This window comes from Streptomyces sporangiiformans (genome assembly GCF_005768555.2).
Classification (GTDB): Bacteria; Actinomycetota; Actinomycetes; order Streptomycetales; family Streptomycetaceae; genus Streptomyces; species Streptomyces sporangiiformans.
On record NZ_VCHX02000088.1, the window covers coordinates 19,285 to 37,054 of the forward strand.

A 17,770-nucleotide genomic window follows, 5' to 3' on the forward strand; every position below is an offset into this window, starting at 1 on the left:
CCCTGTCTCTCGGCACCGTGAAGAACGAACCGAGGAACGCACCCGCAGAGGGGTGTCGCGAACGAGGAGAGCGATCTATGACGCACGGATTCGACAAGGACTTCTGGGAGCGGCACTGGCAACAGGGACATGCTGGGGGCCCCGGGTCCATGGGCGGCAACCCGCCGAACCCGTACCTCGCTCGTGAGACCAGCGGCCTGACACCGGGCACGGCACTGGATGCGGGGTGCGGCGGCGGTGCCGAGGCGATCTGGCTTGCCTCCCACGGCTGGCACGTCACCGCAGCCGACATCTCCTCCGAGGCCCTTGCTCGCGCCGCCGAGCGGGCGGCGACGAGCGGGGCTCCCGAGCGCCTGCAGTGGGTTGAGGCGGATCTGGGCGTCTGGAGCCCGGGCACGCAGTTCGACCTGGTCATGACCCACTACGCCCACCCGGCGATGCCCCAGCTGGAGTTCTACGACCGCATCGCCGGATGGGTGGCCCCCGGCGGCACGCTGCTCATCGTGGGGCACCTGCACACCTCGGGCTCTACCTGCCGTGGGCACCACCCTCCTGCCGAAGCGTCGGCCACCTCCGCGGCCATCACCGCGCGCCTGGACAGCATGGAGTGGGAGATCGTCACCGCCGAAGAGCACCTCCGCACGCTCACCGGCCACGGGGGCCGAGCGGTCCCCCTCCACGACGTCCTCGTGCGCGCCACCCGACGCCGGTAACCACACCACCCGTCCTACAGCGCCAGGGCCCGCGCTGCTCCGGCTCCGATGGCATGCGGGCGGGGTCTTCGAGCCCCGCCCTCGTCATGTCATGACCGGCTCCCGGCTGTCGGCCCCCAGCTGTCGGCTACGCGAGCGCGTCCGCTCCTCCTTCCAGCCACACTCGCAGGTGGGAGGGATGCTCGGCATCCATGTGCACGGTGTTCACGGCTATGGCGGTGCGGCGGGCGGCGGCCTCCGGTTCGCCGGTGTTGGTGTTGACGTCGAAGCGGGGGAAGTTGCTGGACGAGACGTCGAGCCGGATGCGGTGGCCGGCGGCGAAGCGGTTCGCCGTGTCGGGTGCGGTGACCTCGATCTCGTACACCTCGCCCGGGATGAGCAACTCCGGCCTCTCGAAAGAGCGGTGGAAGCGGCAGCGGACTATGCCGTCGGTGAGGTTCATGGCGAAGCCGTGCGGGTAGTCGGCGTTGGGCGGGTGGACGTCGATCATCTTGATGGTGAAGTCGGTGTCCGGGGCCGTGGTCGAGATGTAAAGCCGTGCCGACACCGGACCGGCCAGCACCACGTCCCGCTCGAGTGGCGGGGTGCTCAGGCTGATCACGTCCGGTCGGGAGTCCAGCGGCAGGTACGGCTCACGCGCCCCGTACACCCGGGCGTCCGGGGCGTTCTGGTCGTATGCCCCGCCCGTCATCACCGGCTCGCCCGAGGTGACTTGGCCTCCCATGGTGGGCACCGGTCGGTGCGGGTCGAAGTCGTAGGTCACCGACGCGACGGCCGCGGTGGGCGGGGCTGCGGTGAGGGCGCCGTCGGTGGTGAGGTACAGGGCGACAGGGGCCGTCGACGCCGGCGGCCACTGGGTGTCGGTGCGCCAAAGGCCGCCGTGCCGCATCCGTCCTGCCGCGTCCCGTCGGCCGTCGCCGCCGCCCATCAGGAAGTACTGGACGGCGGGGAGTTCTCCGCTCTCCGGCCCCTCCCCGTCTTCCCGGCCCAGCGCCCGGTCGAACCAGCGGCGGCGGAACTCCAGGTACGACGGGGCGAGGTTGCCGTCCAGCGTCGCCCGCGGACCGAAGTCCACGTCTCCGGCGTACGTCTCGCAGCGGTGCCCGTGTGTCCATGGGCCCATGACCAGGTAGGAGGGTGCCGACTTCAGCTCCCGCAGGGCGGTGAAGTTCTCGATGGTGGAGCGGACGTAGGGGTCGTACCAGCTGCCCATGTGCAGGCTCGGCGCGTCCGGGAAGCGCTCGTAGAAGCCTCGCCCGTAGATGGCCGGGTTGCGGTAGTAGTCCCCGAAGGTGTCCTGCCGCCACTGCTCCAGCACGAAGTCCTCGTACGCCGACAGGTGCCGCAGCGGCGTGCAGCCCGGCCGCCACGGCATCGCACCGAACCAGCCCGTCACGTCCACCCGCAGCAGTTCCTCGGCCAGTAACGAATCCGCCGCCACCTCCGGGCTCTGCAACGCATGCCGCAGTGCCCAGGTCACCTGCTTCAGCTCGAAGGCGCCGCCCATCCGCATCCCCGCGTCGTACGCACAGGAGAAACCGCCCGAGTCCTGGAACATGGCGGCCAGCCCTGTCGCCCCCTCGGCGGCTGCGGCTGCCTGGACGTGGGCGGAGTAGGACACCCCCGTCATCACGACCCTGCCGTCACACCACGGCTGCTTCCTGAGCCAGGCGATCGTGTCCGCCCCGTCCGGGCCCTCGCCGAGGTACTTCACGAACGTTCCCTCGGAGTCGCCGCGGCCCCGGCAGTCCTGCCGTACGACGTGGTAGCGGGCTCCGGTGAAGTGCCGGGCGATGTCCTGCGGTTGCGGGACCGGAGCGTCGCTGCGGTCCTGGTCCGAACCGCGCTGTACGCGCCGGCCGTACGGGGTGCGTTCGAGGAGCACGGGAAGCACGGTCGCCTCCGGCTCGGGTGAGGCGGAGTACAGGTCGGCGGCGAGATGGACACCGTCCCGCATGGGGATGCGCAGGGTTCGGCGCCAGAGGGCGCCGCCCTGGAGGGGTTCGGGTCGGCAGGTGTGGGGGGTGTTGTGGGAGGTGTCGGACCAGGTCATTCCCGTGACGCTAAGCACTGGCCCACGTCATGGCGATCACTTGACGCCATCAGGTCAACTGTTCCGCCAGACGGTGACGCGACCGGACACGGGACCTACTGTGCAGCGCAACCCAGGAACGCCCCGCGTCCCATCTCGACGGATCGTGCGCGGCTCTGGGTCCCGTCTCGCACTGCTCGCGGCGCAGCCGCGCCATGCCCTCGTCTCTCCCGTCACCCGTCCTCACAGGAGGCCGCCATGAGTACACCCGACAGCCGCGCCAAGGAGGTGCAGGCCACCGAGCCCGACGAGGGGGGCCGTGGCTCCCGGTTCCTCGACCTGGTCGAACGCGCGGGAAACGCACTGCCGCATCCGTTCTGGCTGTTCTGGATCCTGTGCGCAGTCGTCGCCCTCGTCAGCTGGGCGCTGAACGCCTCCGGCCTGCGGGTCGAGGACCCCTCCTCGGGTAACCTGGTCGGCGTACGCAGCGCCCTGTCGGCAGACGCCGTACGGGACCTGATCACCGGCGCCGAGGAGTCCTTCGTCACCTTCGGCCCGCTCGGCACCGTGCTGATGGTGATGCTCGGCGTCGCGGTCGCCGAGCGTTCGGGACTCTTCGAAGCACTGGCCCGCCGCATGCTGTCGGGTCTGTCCCCCCGCACGGTCGTCCTGGGCGTGGCTCTGGGCGGCGTGCTGGGCAAGTTCCTGTCCGACTCCGCGTACGTGGTCCTCATCCCGCTCGGCGCGGTGGCCTTCCGCGCCGTGGGCCGCTCCCCCATGCTCGGCATGATCGTCGCGTTCGTCTCCATCAACGCCGCGGGCGACGCCAACCCACTGATCGCCCCCGGTGACGCGCTGTTCGCCTCCGTGGCCACCGAGGCCGCGCAGCTCGTCGACAAGGACGTGGTGGTCCGCGCGACGGACAACATGTACTTCACCACGGTCTCGGCGTTCGTGCTGGCCGGCACCATCGCCCTGGTCGTGGACAAGATCCTCGCCAAGCGCGAGCACCACCTCATCCCCGACGCCGATCTGGAGGCCGCCGCGGCACGGCAGGTAGTGGCCGCCGGGGTCGACGACGCCACCGAGCTGCGGGCCCTGAAGCTGACCGGGCTGGCCGTGCTCGGCTACGCCACTTCGATCGTGCTCGCGTTGCTGCCCGCCTCGTCACCGCTCCGCGGCGAGGGAGGCGCGATCGTGGAGTCCACCTTCATGAACGCCATCGCCGTCTTCCTCACCGTCTTCTTCCTGCTCATCGGCGCCGTGTACGGGCGGCTCACCGGGCGGATCAGCGGGAGCCGCGCGATACCGGAGTTCATGGCGGAGGGAGTGCGCTCCATCGCACCGCTGCTGGTGCTCTTCTTCGCCGTGTCCCAGTTCCTCGCCCTGTTCAAGTGGACCAACATCGCCACGGTCGTCGCGGTCGAAGGCGCGGACTTCCTCGAGCGGTTGGGCGCGCCCACGCTGGTGCTGTTCACCCTGCTGATCGTGGCGGTCGCGCTGATGAACCTCGTCATCACCTCCGGCTCCGCCCTGTGGACCCTGGTCGCCCCGGCACTGGTGCCGATGCTGCTGCTGCTCGGCACCAACCCGGCCACCACCATGGCGCTCTACCGCATCGCCGACTCCTGCACGAACTCCATCACCCCGATGAGCACCTCGTTCATGCTCTGTGTCGGCTACCTCCAGACCCTCCGCCGCAAGGCCGGCATCGGCACCCTCGTCTCCTTCACCCTGCCCGTCGCCATGATCATGCTGGTGGTCTGGGTGTTGCTGTTCTTCGTCTGGTACCTGCTGGGCATCCCACTCGGTCCGGGCGCCCCGGTGCGGTGAGCTCCGCCGTACGCTGACGGCGTGAGCATCGTCCTCGACCTCGGAGGGCTTGGCCCCGCGGACTTCGCGGCCGGGCCCTCCGCGCTGTCGGAACTGATGGCGAGCCTGCATGTGCTCGCCGAACCCGAGCACCACCCGGAGGCCGCCGGCTGGGCGGCCCGCGCCGCGGCGGCGGGACCAGAACTGCACGACGAGTTGTCCGTGTTCGCTCCTCTGTGGGCCCGCTACCGCTGCCGCCTGTTCTTCCCTCGTACGTTGCCGCTCGCGGCGAGCCTGGACGAGGAGCTGGCGGCGATCGCGGCGCTGCCGGCCGAGGACTTCCTCGAGCTGGTGGCGCCCGGAGTCCTCGGCACCAACGCGCAGCCCGTGCCGCCGGCCCGCGAACTGCGCGCCGGCACCGCCGCCGCGGAGGACTACACACGCCGCTGCCTGCGCCGCTCCTACGCCCGCGGTGAGCTCGCTCGACAGTTGGTGGCGGCACCGCTGGAGCTGCGGGACCGCCTGCTGGCGGTGCTGCGGGCCGCCGACACCGCGTTCTTCGCCGAGGACTGGCGCACCCTGCGGCCACACCTGGAGGACCACGCTCGGGAGGTACGTCACCGGCTGGCGGCCCTCCCCCAGCTTTCGGCCGGGGGGACCCCCATCTCGCTTCGCTCGCCCGCGGATGTGCTCACCGAACTGCTGCCGACCGCGGCCCGGGTGGGGCCGGGGGAACGGATACGGCTGGACAAGCTGCAGATCGACGAAGTGAAGGTGGCCCCGCGCCCCCTCGTCCTCGTCCCGTCCGCCCGGGTGTGGCCGCATCTGACGGTCAAGAACGAGCACCCGTCGTGCGTGGTGGTGCAGTACGCGACGCGCGGCACCACCCCGGCCGGAGAGCTGACCCTGCGGGATCTGCACCACCGGCTGATGGCGCTGACCTCGCCCGCCCGGATGGAGCTGTGCCGCCATCTGCTGGGCGAGCCCATCACCACCTCGGAGCTCGCCGCCCGGCTCGGCTCCAGCGAACCACAGGTCTCCCACGCCCTGCGGACCCTGCGCGACGCGGGCCTGGTGCGCTCCACCCGAGACGGCAAGCTGGTGCGGCACCGGCTGGCCACGGATGTCATCCAGCGACTGGGCCACGACGTCCTCGCAACCATGGCGCGGTGAACCGACGAGGGAAGCTTGGGGTTACGCAAGGGCGTTCGGGCTCTGACGTGTCAGACCACCCCGAGGTCGAGCATGGTGTCGGCCACCTTCACGAAGCCCGCGATGTTCGCCCCGACGACGTAGTTGCCCGGGACTCCGTACTCCTCCGCGGTCGTGCGGCAGGTGGTGTGGATGGCGGCCATGATGGCCGCGAGTCGCCGGTCGGTGTCCTCGAAGGACCACGCGTCGCGGGTGGCGTTCTGCCGCATCTCCAGCGCCGAGGTGGCCACGCCGCCGGCGTTGACCGCCTTCCCCGGGCCGAACGCGACGCCGGCCTCCTGCAGCAGCCGCACGGCGGGCGGGGTGGTGGGCATGTTGGCGCCCTCGGCGACCGCGACCACTCCCCCGGCCAGCAGCGTCCGCGCCGCGTTCTCGTCGAGTTCGTTCTGGGTGGCACAGGGAAGCGCGATCGAGCACGGTACGTCCCAGACGGACCCGCCCTCGATGTACTGGGCCCTGGTCACGGTCTGCGTGTACTCCTTGATCCGGCCGCGGCGGACTTCCTTGATGTCCTTGACCAGTTCGACGTCGATGCCTGCCGTGTCGACCACGTAGCCGTCGGAGTCCGACATCGCCACGACCCGGGCGCCGAGTTCGTGTGCCTTCTGCGCGGCGTAGATGGCGACGTTGCCGGAGCCGGACACGACGACCTGCCTGCCGTCGAGGTCCTGGCCGCGTTCGGCCAGCATCTCGGAGACGAAGTAGACGGTGCCGTAGCCCGTGGCCTCCGTACGTACATGGGAGCCGCCCCAGCTCAGGCCCTTGCCGGTGAGCACCCCGGACTCGTAGCGGTTGGTGATGCGCTTGTACTGACCGAAGAGGTAGCCGATCTCGCGGGTGCCGACCCCGATGTCACCGGCCGGCACGTCGGTGTGCTCGCCGAGGTGGCGGTGGAGTTCGGTCATGAACGACTGGCAGAACCGCATCACCTCGCCGTCGGAGCGCCCCTTGGGATCGAAGTCGGAGCCGCCCTTGCCGCCGCCGATGGGCAGCCCGGTCAGCGCGTTCTTGAAGATCTGCTCGAAGCCGAGGAACTTCACGATGCCGAGGTCGACCGAGGGATGGAAGCGCAGACCGCCCTTGTACGGCCCCAGCGCGGAGTTGAACTCCACCCGGAAGCCCCGGTTGACCCGCACCTGCCCGGCGTCGTCGACCCACGGGACGCGGAAGACGAGCTGCCGCTCCGGTTCGCAGAGGCGCTCCAGGATCCGGTGGCGCGTGTATTCGGGGTGGCGGGCCAGTACGGGCTCCAGGGACTCCAGCACCTCGCGCGCGGCCTGGTGGAACTCGGACTGTGCGGGATCCCGCGCCTGGAGGGCGGCGTGGATCCCGGCGGTCAGGCGCAGGTCCTCGGCAGGCGTGTGCTGGACGGTCATGGACGTACCTCCGTTGTGTGGCGGGTGCTCGCCGGCGGAAGGCAGGGCGTACGCGGCCGGTGATGCCCTCCGCCGGGGTCAGCGGACGGTGACACCGCCGCTGACCACCAGCGTTTCGCCGGTCATGTAGGTACCGTGGCACAGCTTCCAGACCCAGTCGGCGATCTCCTCGGGCTGGGCGGCCCGGCCCAGCGGGATGCCGGACACGGCCTGTTCCATGCGGCCGCCCGCGCGGGTGCCCGGGGTGTCGACCCAGCCGGGGGCCACCGCGTTGACGGTGATGCCGTCGGCCCCGAGTTCCTGGGCGAGGGAGCGGGTCAGGCAGACCACGGCCGCTTTCGAGGCGCTGTAGAGCAGTTGGCCGGGGGAGACGGCGAAGGCGTCGATGGAGGCGAAGTTGACGACCGATCCGCCTCCGGCAGTGCGCAGCGCGGGGACGGCTTCGGCGGTGACGTTGAGTGTGCCGAGGACGTTCACGTCGAAGATGCGCCGGTATGCGGCCTCGTCGTAGGTGACCAGGAGGGTGGGTGGATAGATGCCTGCGGCGTTGACGACGGCGCGCAGGTGTTCGGGGGATCCGAGTGCCGTGGCGACGGCGGCGCGGTCGGTGATGTCCACCGGCACGGGGCGGAACGCCGCGCCCAGCTCCGCGGCCGCCTTGTCGAGGGCGGTGGTGTCGCGGTCGAGGCCGAGGACGGACCAGCCCTCGGCGAGGAAGCGTTCGGCGACGGCCCGGCCCATGCCGCTGGCGGCGCCGGTCACCAGGGCAGTGGATTCAACGGCCGTAGAGGGCTCAGTGGGCGAGGAAGCCGCCATCGATGATCATCTCCGTTCCGGTGGTGAAGCTGGAGTCGTCGGATGCGAGGAAGGCGACGGCACCGGAGATCTCCCGGACATGGGCGCGGCGGCCCATCGGAGTCTGCGGGATCACGCCGCCTTCCTTCTCGTTGGCGTTCATGGGGGTGCTGACCCCGCCGGGGCAGATGGCGTTGACGCGGATGCCGTCTGCGGCCAGTTCGAGGGCGGCCGTCTTGGTCAGCGCGATCAGGGCGCCCTTGCTGGCGCAGTAGGCGGCGTAACCGGCGGCGCCGACCACACCGAAGATCGAGGCGACGTTGACGATCGAGCCGCCGCCGACGGCACGCATCAGCGGTACGGCCGCCTGTATGCCGAGAAGCGGGCCGGTGGTGTTGACGGAAAGGGTGGCGTTCCAGTCCTCGACGCGCTCTTCGAGGAGCGGGTTGACGTGGATGATCCCCGCGTTGTTGACCAGCACGTCCAGGCGTCCGGTGGCCGTCCGGGCGTGCTCGACGGCGTGGGTCCAGTCGCCGGGTGATGTGACGTCGAGGTGCAGGTACTGCACGTCGAGCCCGGCCTCCTGGAGGCGGGCGCCGGTGGCTTCGCCTTCCTCGTCGAGGACGTCGCAGGCCAGGACCCGGGCGCCTTCGGAGGCGAGCCGTTCGGCGTGCGAGGCCCCCTGGCCGCGGGCCGCGCCGGTGATCAGAACGGTCTTGCCGGACAGGCGCGGACCGGCCGGTGATGTGGGACGCGTGTTCAACAGGGCCTCCTGTGGCGGGTGTCCGTGGGCTTTCTCAGATCGCTCTGCGGGGGCGTGGAACGTGAGCGGGGCGAGACCCTCGCGGCCCGGGCGGAGAAGGCTGGGGAACCTGCGTTGGTGCGGTGGGAGGGACGGAGCGCGAGGGTGGTGGGAGACGTCGGGGGCCGACGACGGCGATGTGCGGGCGGCCGTTGACCGCCTCGGCACTTGCGGAGAGTATGAAGAGCCCCGCAACGATCGGTAAACCCTCGAAGTCCGAGAGCTCCTCAAGGCTCAGCCTTTGGCAAGGCGCAGGCTTGGGCAATGCTCAGGCTTGGGCAATGCTCAGCCTTTGGCAGGCGCTCCTCGGGCAGGCGCTCTCTGGCAGGCGGAATGACTCTGCAGCAGCTGACCTATTTCCTCGCCGCCGTCGAGCACGGCTCCTTCTCCGCGGCGGCCGAGGCGATGTACATCGCCCAGCCGAGCCTGTCCGAGCAGATCCGGCGCCTGGAGCACTCGCTCGGCGTCCCGCTCTTCGTCCGCACCAACCGGAAACTGGTGCTCACCGAGGCCGGACAGTTGCTGTTGCCCCGCGCCCAGAACGCACTGGCCGCCGCGAAAGAGGCGGAGGAGTCGGTGCGCGGGGTGCGGACGCTCACGGGTGGCACCGTCTCCTTCGGCACGTTCAGCAGCGCGCAGCACCTGCTGCTGGGCGATCTGATCGCCGGCTTCCACGAGCGTCACCCTCAGGTGCGGGTCCGTGTCGTCGGGCTCAACTCCTCGGAGGTCGCCGACGCCGTCCGCGACGGCGCTCTGGAGGCAGGGCTCGTGTCCCTGCCCGTGGACGACCGCGGACTGGACGTGAGCAACGTCGTGTGGACGTGCGAGGCCGTCTACCTCAGCACCGACCCGTCGCGCGTCAGCGAGCCGCTCACGGCCGAGCGGCTGGCCGAGGCGCCGCTCATCCTCCCCGAGGCACGCTGGGGCAACGCCGACCCCACCCGGCGCCGCCTCCTGGAGCGAACTCAGAAGGCGGGCTTCTCCCTGACCCCCGCGGTCGAGGTCGAGTCCCCCGCTCTGGCCATCGCCCTCGCCGCCCGTGGAGTCGGCGACACCGTCGGCTCCCTGCCCCTCGCCCGGTGCCTCGGGTACATGGAGCGCCTGCTGTCGGTCCCGCTGGACCCGCCGCTGCACGAGACCTTCGCGTTCATCACCCGGCGCGAGGCTCACCTGTCCCCCGCCACGCGCGTGCTGATGGAGATGGTCACGAAGCACCTGGCACGGCTGGGGACCTCCGCGCAGCCATAGGGAAACCCTATGGGGATGCCGGAAATCGCGTATTCACCTGGAGCGGTCCCGCCCTCAATACTTTGGGCATCCCGACGGGCCGACCGCTCGCCCCTGACCGCGTCTGGATACGCCGAAGCCCCCGGCTGCCCGCACGGATCCCGTCCACGTCGAATCGCCACGTGACGAGCCGGCTTCGGAGTTCCCCGCCCCGGACCACGAAGGGAATCCCCATGCCCCGCTACTGCGTCATCGGCGCCGGCGCCGCAGGTGTCTCCGCCCTCCAGCAGCTCCGCCGGCTCGGCCACGACGTCGACTGCTTCGAGAAGACCGACCGCGTCGGCGGCCACTGGCACACCGACTACGACGCGCTTCACCTCATCACCGCGCGCGACATGACGGCGTTCGAGGACTTCCCGATGCCGGCCGACTATCCGCACTTCCCGCGCCGCGACCAGGTGCGCGCCTACATCGAGTCCTACGCACGCGAGCACGGCCTCTACGACGTCATCCGGTTCGGCACCGCCGTGACGAGCGTCGAGCCTGTCGAGGCCCCCGAGGGGGTCACCGGCGCGCGTACGGGCTCGTACGGCTGGCGGGTGACCACCTCCGCCGGCGATGACGAGGTCTACGACGGCGTCCTGGTGGCCAACGGCCATCTGTGGGACCCGAGGATCCCGGACATCCCCGGCGAGTTCACCGGCCGGACGATCCACTCGGGCGCCTACCGCAACGTCTCGGACCTGGAGGGCGACCGCATCCTCGTCGTCGGCGCGGGCAACTCCGGCTGCGACCTGGCCGTGGACGTCGCCCAGCACCGTCTGGACGCCGACATCGTCATCCGGCACGGATCATGGTTCCAGCCGAAAACCTACTTCGGTGTCCCCCGCCAGCAGGTGCCGTTCCTGGCCGGCTTCTCCCCCACGGAGCAGGATCTGATCAGCCGGCTCATGGCCCGTCTGTCGATCGGCGAGTGGCACGCCTACCCGGGCCTGCCCGAGCCCGAGGGAGCCACGCTCGCCGAGGGCCGCGCCGTCGTCAACGACCTCCTGCTGTACTGGATCCATCACGGCCGCATCACCGTCCGTCCGGGCATCGAGCGGTTCGACGGCACCACCGTCCACTTCTCCGACGGCACGGCCCGCGACTACGACACCATCCTGTGGGCCACCGGCTTCAACGTCCGGCTCCCGTTCCTCGATGACTCCCTGTTCTCCTGGACCGCCGGGGCGCCGGATCGCTACGCGGGCGGCATCGTGACCGAGTCGGTCGAGAAGCTGTACTTCATCGGCCTCATCGCCCCGCGCGGCCCTCAGATCCCGATCTACGGCATGCAGACCAAGCTCGTGGCCAAGATGATCGAACTGCACGAGCAGGCCGGTCCGGGAGGCGCCCCGCTCGCCCGGTACCTGGCGTCCCTGCAGGAGCCCGAGACCGGCATCGACGTGGTCCGCGACGGCTGGCTGCGGCAGATGGCCGACACCGAGCGCCTGCTCGCGGCCTACGCACTGTCCTCGGGCGACGCGGCGCCCTCGCTCCAGACGGTGTAGGCGCTCCGACAGCACGCACGTCGGTCATCCGGTGGTCAGCAGCAGCCGTCCGCGGCGGCCGGTTCCTGCGAGCCGGGGCCGGCCGAGGACGGGCCGGCGCAGCAGGTGCTGCCCTGTTGCCTGGCGAGAGTGTTCGCGTCGGCCTTGACGACGTACACCTCCCAGGGTTCCTGGCCGGGTCCGTGGACCCAGACCTTGTCCTGGAGGGCGTAACAGCAGGCGGTGTCGCTCTCCTCGGTCGTGGCCAGGCCCACCTCGCTCAGACGGGTCGTGGCGGCGCGGACCGCTTCGGTGCTCTCGACCTCGACTCCGAGGTGGTCCATGCGCGTCGTCTCGCCCGCGGCGCCTTCGATCAGGACGAGCTTGAGCGGGGGCTCGGCGATGGCGAAGTTGGCGTAGCCGTCGCGGAGTTTGGCGGGCTCGGTGCCGAAGAGCTTCGTGTAGAAGGCCACGGACCCGGCGAGGTCGGGGACGCGGAGGGCGAGCTGTACACGGGATGACATGGCGAACCTCCTTGGGTGGTGGGGAGTTCAGCAGCCGCCGGAGGCGGTGACCGGGGCGCCGATGCCGATCTGGAGGGTGGTGGGGGCGGCGGCACAGCAGCCGCCACCGGACTGATCCGCGTTCTGTTCCGGCTCGTCGAAGAGGCCCGCGCCGCCGCAGACCCCGGTCTCCGGGAGGGTGAGTTCGACGCGCTCGGCGGCCTCCTGGTCGCCTGCGATCGCGGCGGCGATGGAACGGACCTGTTCGTAGCCGGTCATGGCGAGGAACGTCGGGGCGCGGCCGTAGGACTTCATCCCGACCAGGTAGACGCCCTGCTCCGGGTGGGAGAGCTCGTTCACGCCGTGGGGGTAGACGGTGCCGCAGGAGTGGACGTTCGGGTCGATGAGCGGGGCGAGTGCGGCCGGGGCCTGGAGGCGCTCGTCGAGGCCGAGGCGGACCTCCGACAGGAAGGACAGATCCGGGCGGAAACCCGTCAGGACGATCACCTCGTCCACCGCGTCGAGGCGGCGGCCGTCCTCCGCGACCAGGACGAGCCGGTCGCCGTCCCGCTCGACGGCCTCCGTGCGGAAGCCGGTGACGGCGGAGGCGTGTCCGCTCTCCACAGCGGCCTTGGCACGCAGCCCGAGAGCGCCCCGGGCGGGAAGCTGGTCGGCTTCGCCACCGCCGTAGGTCTGGGCGCCGATACCGCGGCGCAGGATCCACACCGCGTGCGTGCCGTCCTCCTCCTGGGCCAGGTCGGCGAGGTACGCGAGGGCGGTGAAGGCCGAGGCGCCGGAGCCGACGACGGCGGTGCGCCTGCCCGCGTAACGGGCGCGGACGGCCGGATCCCTCAGGTCCGGGACGCGGTAGGAGATGCGGCCGGCCCCCGTCTTCTCGCCGAGGGCGGGCAGGCCGTTCGCGCCCAGCGGGCCGGGGGTCGACCAGGTGCCGGAGGCGTCGATGACCGCGCGGGCGGTGATGCGCTCCTCGCGGCCGTGCGCCGTGCTCAGGTGCACCGTGAAGGGCTGCTCCTCACGTCCGGAGTCGACGATGCGGTCCCGGCCGGCGCGGGCTACGCCCGTGACCGTCACTCCGTAGCGGACCTTGTCCGCGAGGACGTCGGCGAGCGGCTGGAGGTAGTTCTCGGCCCAGTCGCCGCCGGTCGGGTACGTCGCGCCGTCGGGACGCACCCAGCCGGTCGGGGCCAGGAGCTTCTCGGCTGCCGGGTCGGTGACCTCCGCCCACGTCGAGAACAGGCGCACATGCGTCCAGTCCCGTACTGCCGTGCCCGCGGACGGGCCGGCCTCCAGGACCAGCGGTTCCAGTCCGCGTTCGACGAGGTGGGCCGCTGCGGCCAGCCCGATCGGGCCGGCTCCGACGACCACGACGGGCAGCTGGTCGGTGATGGACGCGCTCACGACGGTTCCCCCTTCGCTTTCACTTCCCTGCATCGACACCTGTCGATGTCCTGACGCTGCCAGCATCGCACCTGCTTCGATGAGCGTCAACATAGACACTCATCAATCTGGCAAGCTCGCATTGGGGGAGGGAGTCAGGCGGTCACCCAGTAGGTGCGCGTGTTGGTGAACTCGCGGATGCCGACGGCGGCCAGCTCACGGCCGTATCCGCTGCGCTTGGTGCCGCCGAAGGGCAGGCGCGGGTCGGAGGCGACGATCGCGTTGACGAAGGCCGCCCCGCTGGTGATACGGCGGGCGAGGGCGACGCCGCGACCGGGGTCGGCCGTCCATACGCTCAGGCCGAGCCCGTACGCCGTGGCGTTCGCGAGACGTACGGCGTCCTCGTCGTCCTGGGCGAGGGCGATGGCGGCGAGCGGGCCGAAGGTCTCCTCGTCGAAGGCGGGCATGCCCGGGCCGGTGTCCGCCAGCACGGTCGGCCGGTAGAACCAGCCGTCGCCGGGGAGCGGTTCGCCTCCGGTCAGCAGGCGGGCCCCGGCGGCGACGGACTTCTCGACCTGCCGCTGGATCGCCGCCCGCAGGTCGTCGCGGGCGAGCGGGCCGACCTGGGTCTGCCGTTCGCGCGGGTCGCCGACGCGCAGGGCTTCGACTCCCGCCACGAACGCGGCGGTGAAGGCGTCCGCGACGGAGGCGGTGACGATGAACCGCTTCGCGCACACGCAGCTCTGGCCGGAGTTGGTGAAGCGCGCCCTCACCGCCGCCGTGGCCGCGGCCTCGACATCCGCGTCGCCCAGGACGACGAAGGCGTCCGAACCGCCCAGCTCCAGAACGGACTTCTTCGCCGCACGTCCGGCCGCCGATCCGACGGCCGCGCCCGCCCGGTTGCTCCCGGTGAGGGTGACGGCGGCGACGCGGTCGTCCTCGATGAGCCGGGCGATGACCTCGGGCACGTCGCCGTCGGCGATCACGAGCGTGGTCACCAGGTGTGCGGGGAAACCCGCTGCGACGAAGAGGTCCCGCAGGGCGAGCGCGCTGCCGGTGACGTTGGAGGCGTGCTTGAGCAGGACGCCGTTGCCCGCCACCAGTGAGGGGATGGCGAAGCGCATGACCTGCCAGACGGGGAAGTTCCACGGCATGACCGCCAGCACGAGTCCGGCCGGCTCGTACGCCACCCAGGCTTCCGCCCCGTCGACCTCGACACGCTCGTCGGCGAGGATGCCGGGCCCTTGCCGGGCGTAGTACTCGGCCGTCACCGCCGACTTCTCGACCTCCGCCTCGGCCTCTCCCACCGGCTTGCCCATTTCCGCGACGGCCAGGGCAGCGAGGTGGTCCTTGTGCTCGCGCAGGGTGCGGGCCAGGCGGTCGGCGTGTGCTGCCCGCTCGGTGACCGGGACCATCGCCCAGGCACGGCTTGCGGCGTGCGCCCGTGCGACGGCGGTCTCGATGCGTTCGGTGTCCCAGGCTTCGTACGTCGATATCCGCCTGCCGGTCGCGGGGTTGAGGGTCTCGATGGTGCCGCTCATGCGGTGGGCGCCCCTCCCTTGTCGTGCTCGGAGAGGTGCTCGAAGGTCTCGCCGGTGGCGGTGATGGTGCGGGTCACGTCCCGGCCGCCGTACACCCAGTAGATACGCATGACGCCCTCGCCTCGGTTGAAGAACCGGTGCGGGATGCCGGCCGGGACCCAGGTCGCCTGGCCGGCCTCGAGGTCGAAGAACTCGCCGTCGATCTCCGCGGTCGCCCGGCCTTCGAGGATCAGGACCGACTCCTCGACGTTGTGGCTGTGCAGGGGCAGGCCGGTGCCGGGCTGGAACACCGTCTGGCCGGTCGTGATGACGGCCTGCTCCGAGTTCCACTTGCCGACGTAGGGGATGGTGGCGACACCGCCGCCGCGGTCGAAGCGTTCGACCTCGTCGGGGTGAATGAGCAGGTTCGGCGGGGCGGGCTTGGCGCACATGGGAAGTGAGCTCCGATCGGTCCGTCAGGAGTGGTGGAACAGGCGGCGGGAGAGGGTGTTGACCTGGCTGCCGGGGACCACGTACTCGGCCGCCGCTTGGCGCCAGACCTTGAAGTGGGGTGCGGCGCGGTGGGCCTCGACGGCGGCCTCGTCGTCGTAGATCTCGTGGAAGACGAAGTGGTGGTCGTCCGCCAGGTCGCAGACGACGTCGAAGGAGCGGCAGCCGGGCTCGTCGGTGAAGGAGCGCTCGGCGTTCTCCTCGATGGCCTTGAGGAAGTCGTCACGGCGGCCGGGGACGACCTGGAGGGACACGGTCAGCGCGATCATGCGGAAAGCTCCTCGGAGGCGGACTTGGGGGCGGACTCGGGGGCGGACTCGGGGGCGGACTCGGGGGCGGACTCGGGGGTGGGGGTGGTCAGGGGTATGGCGGTGGGCAGGCGTACGGCGGTGGCGTCGGCGATGCGCGCGAGGGAGGCCCAGGTGTCGTCGACGACCGTGATGCCCTCGGTGCGCAGGCGCTCGGCGGTACGGACCTCCGGTTCGCCGGGGACGAAGATCTCGGCCGTGCCGGGGGCGGCCGGGGTGGACTTGGTCTCCTCGATCAGGTCCACCATCCGCCGCTCGAACTCGGCCGGCTCGGCCATCGACCTGATGTCGACGCAGATCAGCAGGTGACCGACGCCGCTGCGGCCGGAGGGGTGGTAGGGGCCGACGACGGAAGAGCCGAAGGCACTGCCGGTCAGCACGCCCGCCAGCACGTCGAACATGAAGGAGATGGCGTAACCCTTGTGGCCGGCCATGGGCAGGATCAGACCCTCGATGGCGCGGCGCGGGTCGGTGGTCGGCATGCCGTCCGCGTCGGCGGCCCAGCCCTCCGGAATCGGCTCGCCGCGCTCCTGGGCGTGGTAGATCTTGCCGCGCGCGACGGCGGTGTTGGCGATATCCATCACGACCGTGCCGTAGCGGCCTCCCGGGGCGGCGATCGACCACGGGTTGGTGCCGACGCGCTTCTCCCGGCCGCCCCACGGGGCCATCGCCGGACTGGCGTTGGTGGCCAGCAGCGCCACGCAGCCCTGCTCGGCGGCCTTGCGGGTGAAGTACGCGGCCGTTCCGAAGTGACCGGAGTCGCGCACCGCGACCGCGCTGATCCCGTGGCGACGGGCGCGCTCCACGCCCCACGTCACCGCGCGGTCGGCCAGCACCTGGCCGAGACCGTCGCGGCCGTCCACGACGAGTACGGCGCCGTTGTCGGTCACGATCTGCGGGGAGGCGACCGCGGCGGTCGCTCCGCTCTCGATCCGGCTGAGGTACCACGGCAGGCGCAGCATCCCGTGGGACGGATGCCCCCACAACTCCGCGGTGACCAGGGTGTCCGCGAGCAGACGGGCGTCCGCGGGCGGAACGCCGTGGGCTTCGGTGGTGGCGGCGGCGAACCCCATCAGGTCGGCGGCGCCGACGGTATGCGGCATAAGACGGCCTTCGCATCGAGAAGACGGGCGGTGCGTTGCTGTATGCACTCCTGTATACAGCACTGGATGCGCGAAAACCACAGGTACAGAGAGCAGGACGACTCAGCGGGCCACGTCCACCTGGACGTCCACGCCGATCGCGAGGTCCTGGCCGGTCAGGCTGTCGATGAGTGCCTGCAACGTCTGCGCCAGGTGGTGCCGGGAGGCCGCCTCCGCCGCCTGGGCGTCTCCCTGCGTGATGGCCTTCAGCATCGCGCGGTGCTCCTCCAGCGACGTCAGCATGCGGCGCGGCCCGCTGTGCGAGAGGTGCCGCAGGCGTACGGTCTGGCTGCGCAGGTCACGAATCGTGCGGGCGAGGTAGGGATTGCGGCAGGCGGCGATGACCTCCTGGTCGAAGCCCTCGGTCACCTCGTAGAACTGCTGGAACGACCGCGCCTGCGCGCCGGCGTCCAGCGCGCGGAACGACTCGTCGAACTCCTCCAGCCGCTCCAGCAGTTCACGGAACGGCACCAGCTCGCGCTGGTCGGCCGCCCCCGCCGTGGCGACCGACGCGGCGGCCCGGGGCTCCAGCAGCATCCGGAACTCGAACAGGGCACGCACACCGCCCAGCGAGATCGCGGCCACCCGGGCCACCTCACCCGGCACGAAGTCGACCAGCCCCTCCCCGGCAAGCCGCCGGATGGCCTCCCGCACCGGCGTCCGCGAGGCGCCCAGTTCCTCACCCAGCTGGACCTCGCTCAGCTTGGCCCCCGGACGCAGCCGCAGCGACTCGATGTCACCCTTCAACCGCTCGTAGACCGCTTCGCTCTTGCCAGTCGCCCGGACCATGAAACTCCCTGTCCATCCCGCCGCACACTCACCTGTATACAGGTTACGGCGTGCGACGTGCGGAGGCGTACGTGCGTGCCGGGCCCCGAGCCGTCATGGCTC

The 17,770-nt window shown here is 71.0% G+C and carries 16 protein-coding genes; 5 read left to right on the forward strand and 11 right to left on the reverse strand.

Going from position 1 to position 17,770, the window contains the following annotated elements; genetic code table 11:
- Positions 1-77 precede the first annotated feature (77 nt).
- Positions 78-713, forward strand: a complete 636-nt coding sequence (locus tag FGD71_RS10315) for a class I SAM-dependent methyltransferase (protein ID WP_119100104.1) — start codon at positions 78-80, stop codon at positions 711-713.
- A 127-nt stretch (positions 714-840) separates the two neighbouring features.
- Here the strand turns inward: FGD71_RS10315 and FGD71_RS10320 are convergent, their stop codons facing one another.
- Positions 841-2,766 (reverse strand): CocE/NonD family hydrolase, encoded by a 1,926-nt coding sequence (locus tag FGD71_RS10320; protein ID WP_119100105.1) that lies wholly within the window; start codon positions 2,764-2,766, stop codon positions 841-843.
- 237 nt (positions 2,767-3,003) lie between these two features.
- Between FGD71_RS10320 and FGD71_RS10325 the strand changes: the two genes are divergently transcribed.
- Entirely contained in the window at positions 3,004-4,578 is a 1,575-nt protein-coding gene (locus FGD71_RS10325; RefSeq protein ID WP_119100106.1) for an AbgT family transporter, read from the forward strand.
- 21 nt (positions 4,579-4,599) lie between these two features.
- Positions 4,600-5,730 (forward strand): ArsR/SmtB family transcription factor, encoded by a 1,131-nt coding sequence (locus tag FGD71_RS10330; RefSeq protein WP_119100107.1) that lies wholly within the window; start codon positions 4,600-4,602, stop codon positions 5,728-5,730.
- 50 nt (positions 5,731-5,780) lie between these two features.
- On the opposite strand, the gene gdhA is transcribed toward FGD71_RS10330, so the two are convergent.
- The 3 genes from gdhA to FGD71_RS10345 all read right to left on the reverse strand — a co-directional run bounded on the left by gdhA (position 5,781) and on the right by FGD71_RS10345 (position 8,703).
- Positions 5,781-7,145 (reverse strand): NADP-specific glutamate dehydrogenase, encoded by a 1,365-nt coding sequence (gdhA, locus tag FGD71_RS10335; RefSeq protein ID WP_119100108.1) that lies wholly within the window; start codon positions 7,143-7,145, stop codon positions 5,781-5,783.
- Between the two features lie 78 nt (positions 7,146-7,223).
- Complete coding sequence (locus FGD71_RS10340) at positions 7,224-7,907, reverse strand: SDR family NAD(P)-dependent oxidoreductase (protein ID WP_240436505.1); 684 nt, start codon at positions 7,905-7,907, stop codon at positions 7,224-7,226.
- 31 nt (positions 7,908-7,938) lie between these two features.
- A complete protein-coding gene (locus FGD71_RS10345; protein WP_119100110.1) occupies positions 7,939-8,703 on the reverse strand; it encodes an SDR family NAD(P)-dependent oxidoreductase in 765 nt (254 codons plus the stop codon).
- A gap of 372 nt (positions 8,704-9,075) precedes the next feature.
- On the opposite strand from FGD71_RS10345, the gene FGD71_RS10350 reads away from it, so the two are divergent.
- The gene (locus FGD71_RS10350; protein ID WP_119100111.1) at positions 9,076-9,990 is read left to right on the forward strand and encodes a LysR family transcriptional regulator; all 915 of its coding nucleotides are present in this window, start codon (positions 9,076-9,078) and stop codon (positions 9,988-9,990) included.
- A gap of 212 nt (positions 9,991-10,202) precedes the next feature.
- A complete protein-coding gene (locus tag FGD71_RS10355; protein WP_119100112.1) occupies positions 10,203-11,519 on the forward strand; it encodes a flavin-containing monooxygenase in 1,317 nt (438 codons plus the stop codon).
- A gap of 35 nt (positions 11,520-11,554) precedes the next feature.
- Here FGD71_RS10355 and FGD71_RS10360 read toward each other — a convergent pair whose 3' ends face one another.
- The 7 genes from FGD71_RS10360 to FGD71_RS10390 all read right to left on the reverse strand — a co-directional run bounded on the left by FGD71_RS10360 (position 11,555) and on the right by FGD71_RS10390 (position 17,668).
- The gene (locus tag FGD71_RS10360; protein ID WP_119100113.1) at positions 11,555-12,022 is read right to left on the reverse strand and encodes an ArsI/CadI family heavy metal resistance metalloenzyme; all 468 of its coding nucleotides are present in this window, start codon (positions 12,020-12,022) and stop codon (positions 11,555-11,557) included.
- Between the two features lie 27 nt (positions 12,023-12,049).
- Positions 12,050-13,420: an FAD-dependent oxidoreductase gene (locus FGD71_RS10365; protein WP_119100114.1), complete on the reverse strand. Its 1,371-nt coding sequence runs from the start codon at positions 13,418-13,420 to the stop codon at positions 12,050-12,052.
- A gap of 134 nt (positions 13,421-13,554) precedes the next feature.
- On the reverse strand, positions 13,555-14,940 hold the full coding sequence (locus FGD71_RS10370) for an aldehyde dehydrogenase family protein (protein ID WP_119100115.1): 1,386 nt from the start codon (positions 14,938-14,940) through the stop codon (positions 13,555-13,557).
- Entirely contained in the window at positions 14,937-15,371 is a 435-nt protein-coding gene (locus tag FGD71_RS10375) for a cupin domain-containing protein (RefSeq protein WP_119100116.1), read from the reverse strand. Before FGD71_RS10375 ends, FGD71_RS10370 begins: the two co-directional genes overlap by 4 nt.
- A 24-nt stretch (positions 15,372-15,395) precedes the next feature.
- On the reverse strand, positions 15,396-15,698 hold the full coding sequence (locus tag FGD71_RS10380) for a putative quinol monooxygenase (protein WP_119100117.1): 303 nt from the start codon (positions 15,696-15,698) through the stop codon (positions 15,396-15,398).
- Entirely contained in the window at positions 15,695-16,840 is a 1,146-nt protein-coding gene (locus FGD71_RS10385) for an Ldh family oxidoreductase (protein WP_119100118.1), read from the reverse strand. The genes FGD71_RS10380 and FGD71_RS10385 overlap by 4 nt, the downstream gene beginning before the upstream one ends.
- Before the next feature lie 102 nt (positions 16,841-16,942).
- On the reverse strand, positions 16,943-17,668 hold the full coding sequence (locus FGD71_RS10390) for a GntR family transcriptional regulator (protein ID WP_119100119.1): 726 nt from the start codon (positions 17,666-17,668) through the stop codon (positions 16,943-16,945).
- Positions 17,669-17,770 lie beyond the last annotated feature (102 nt).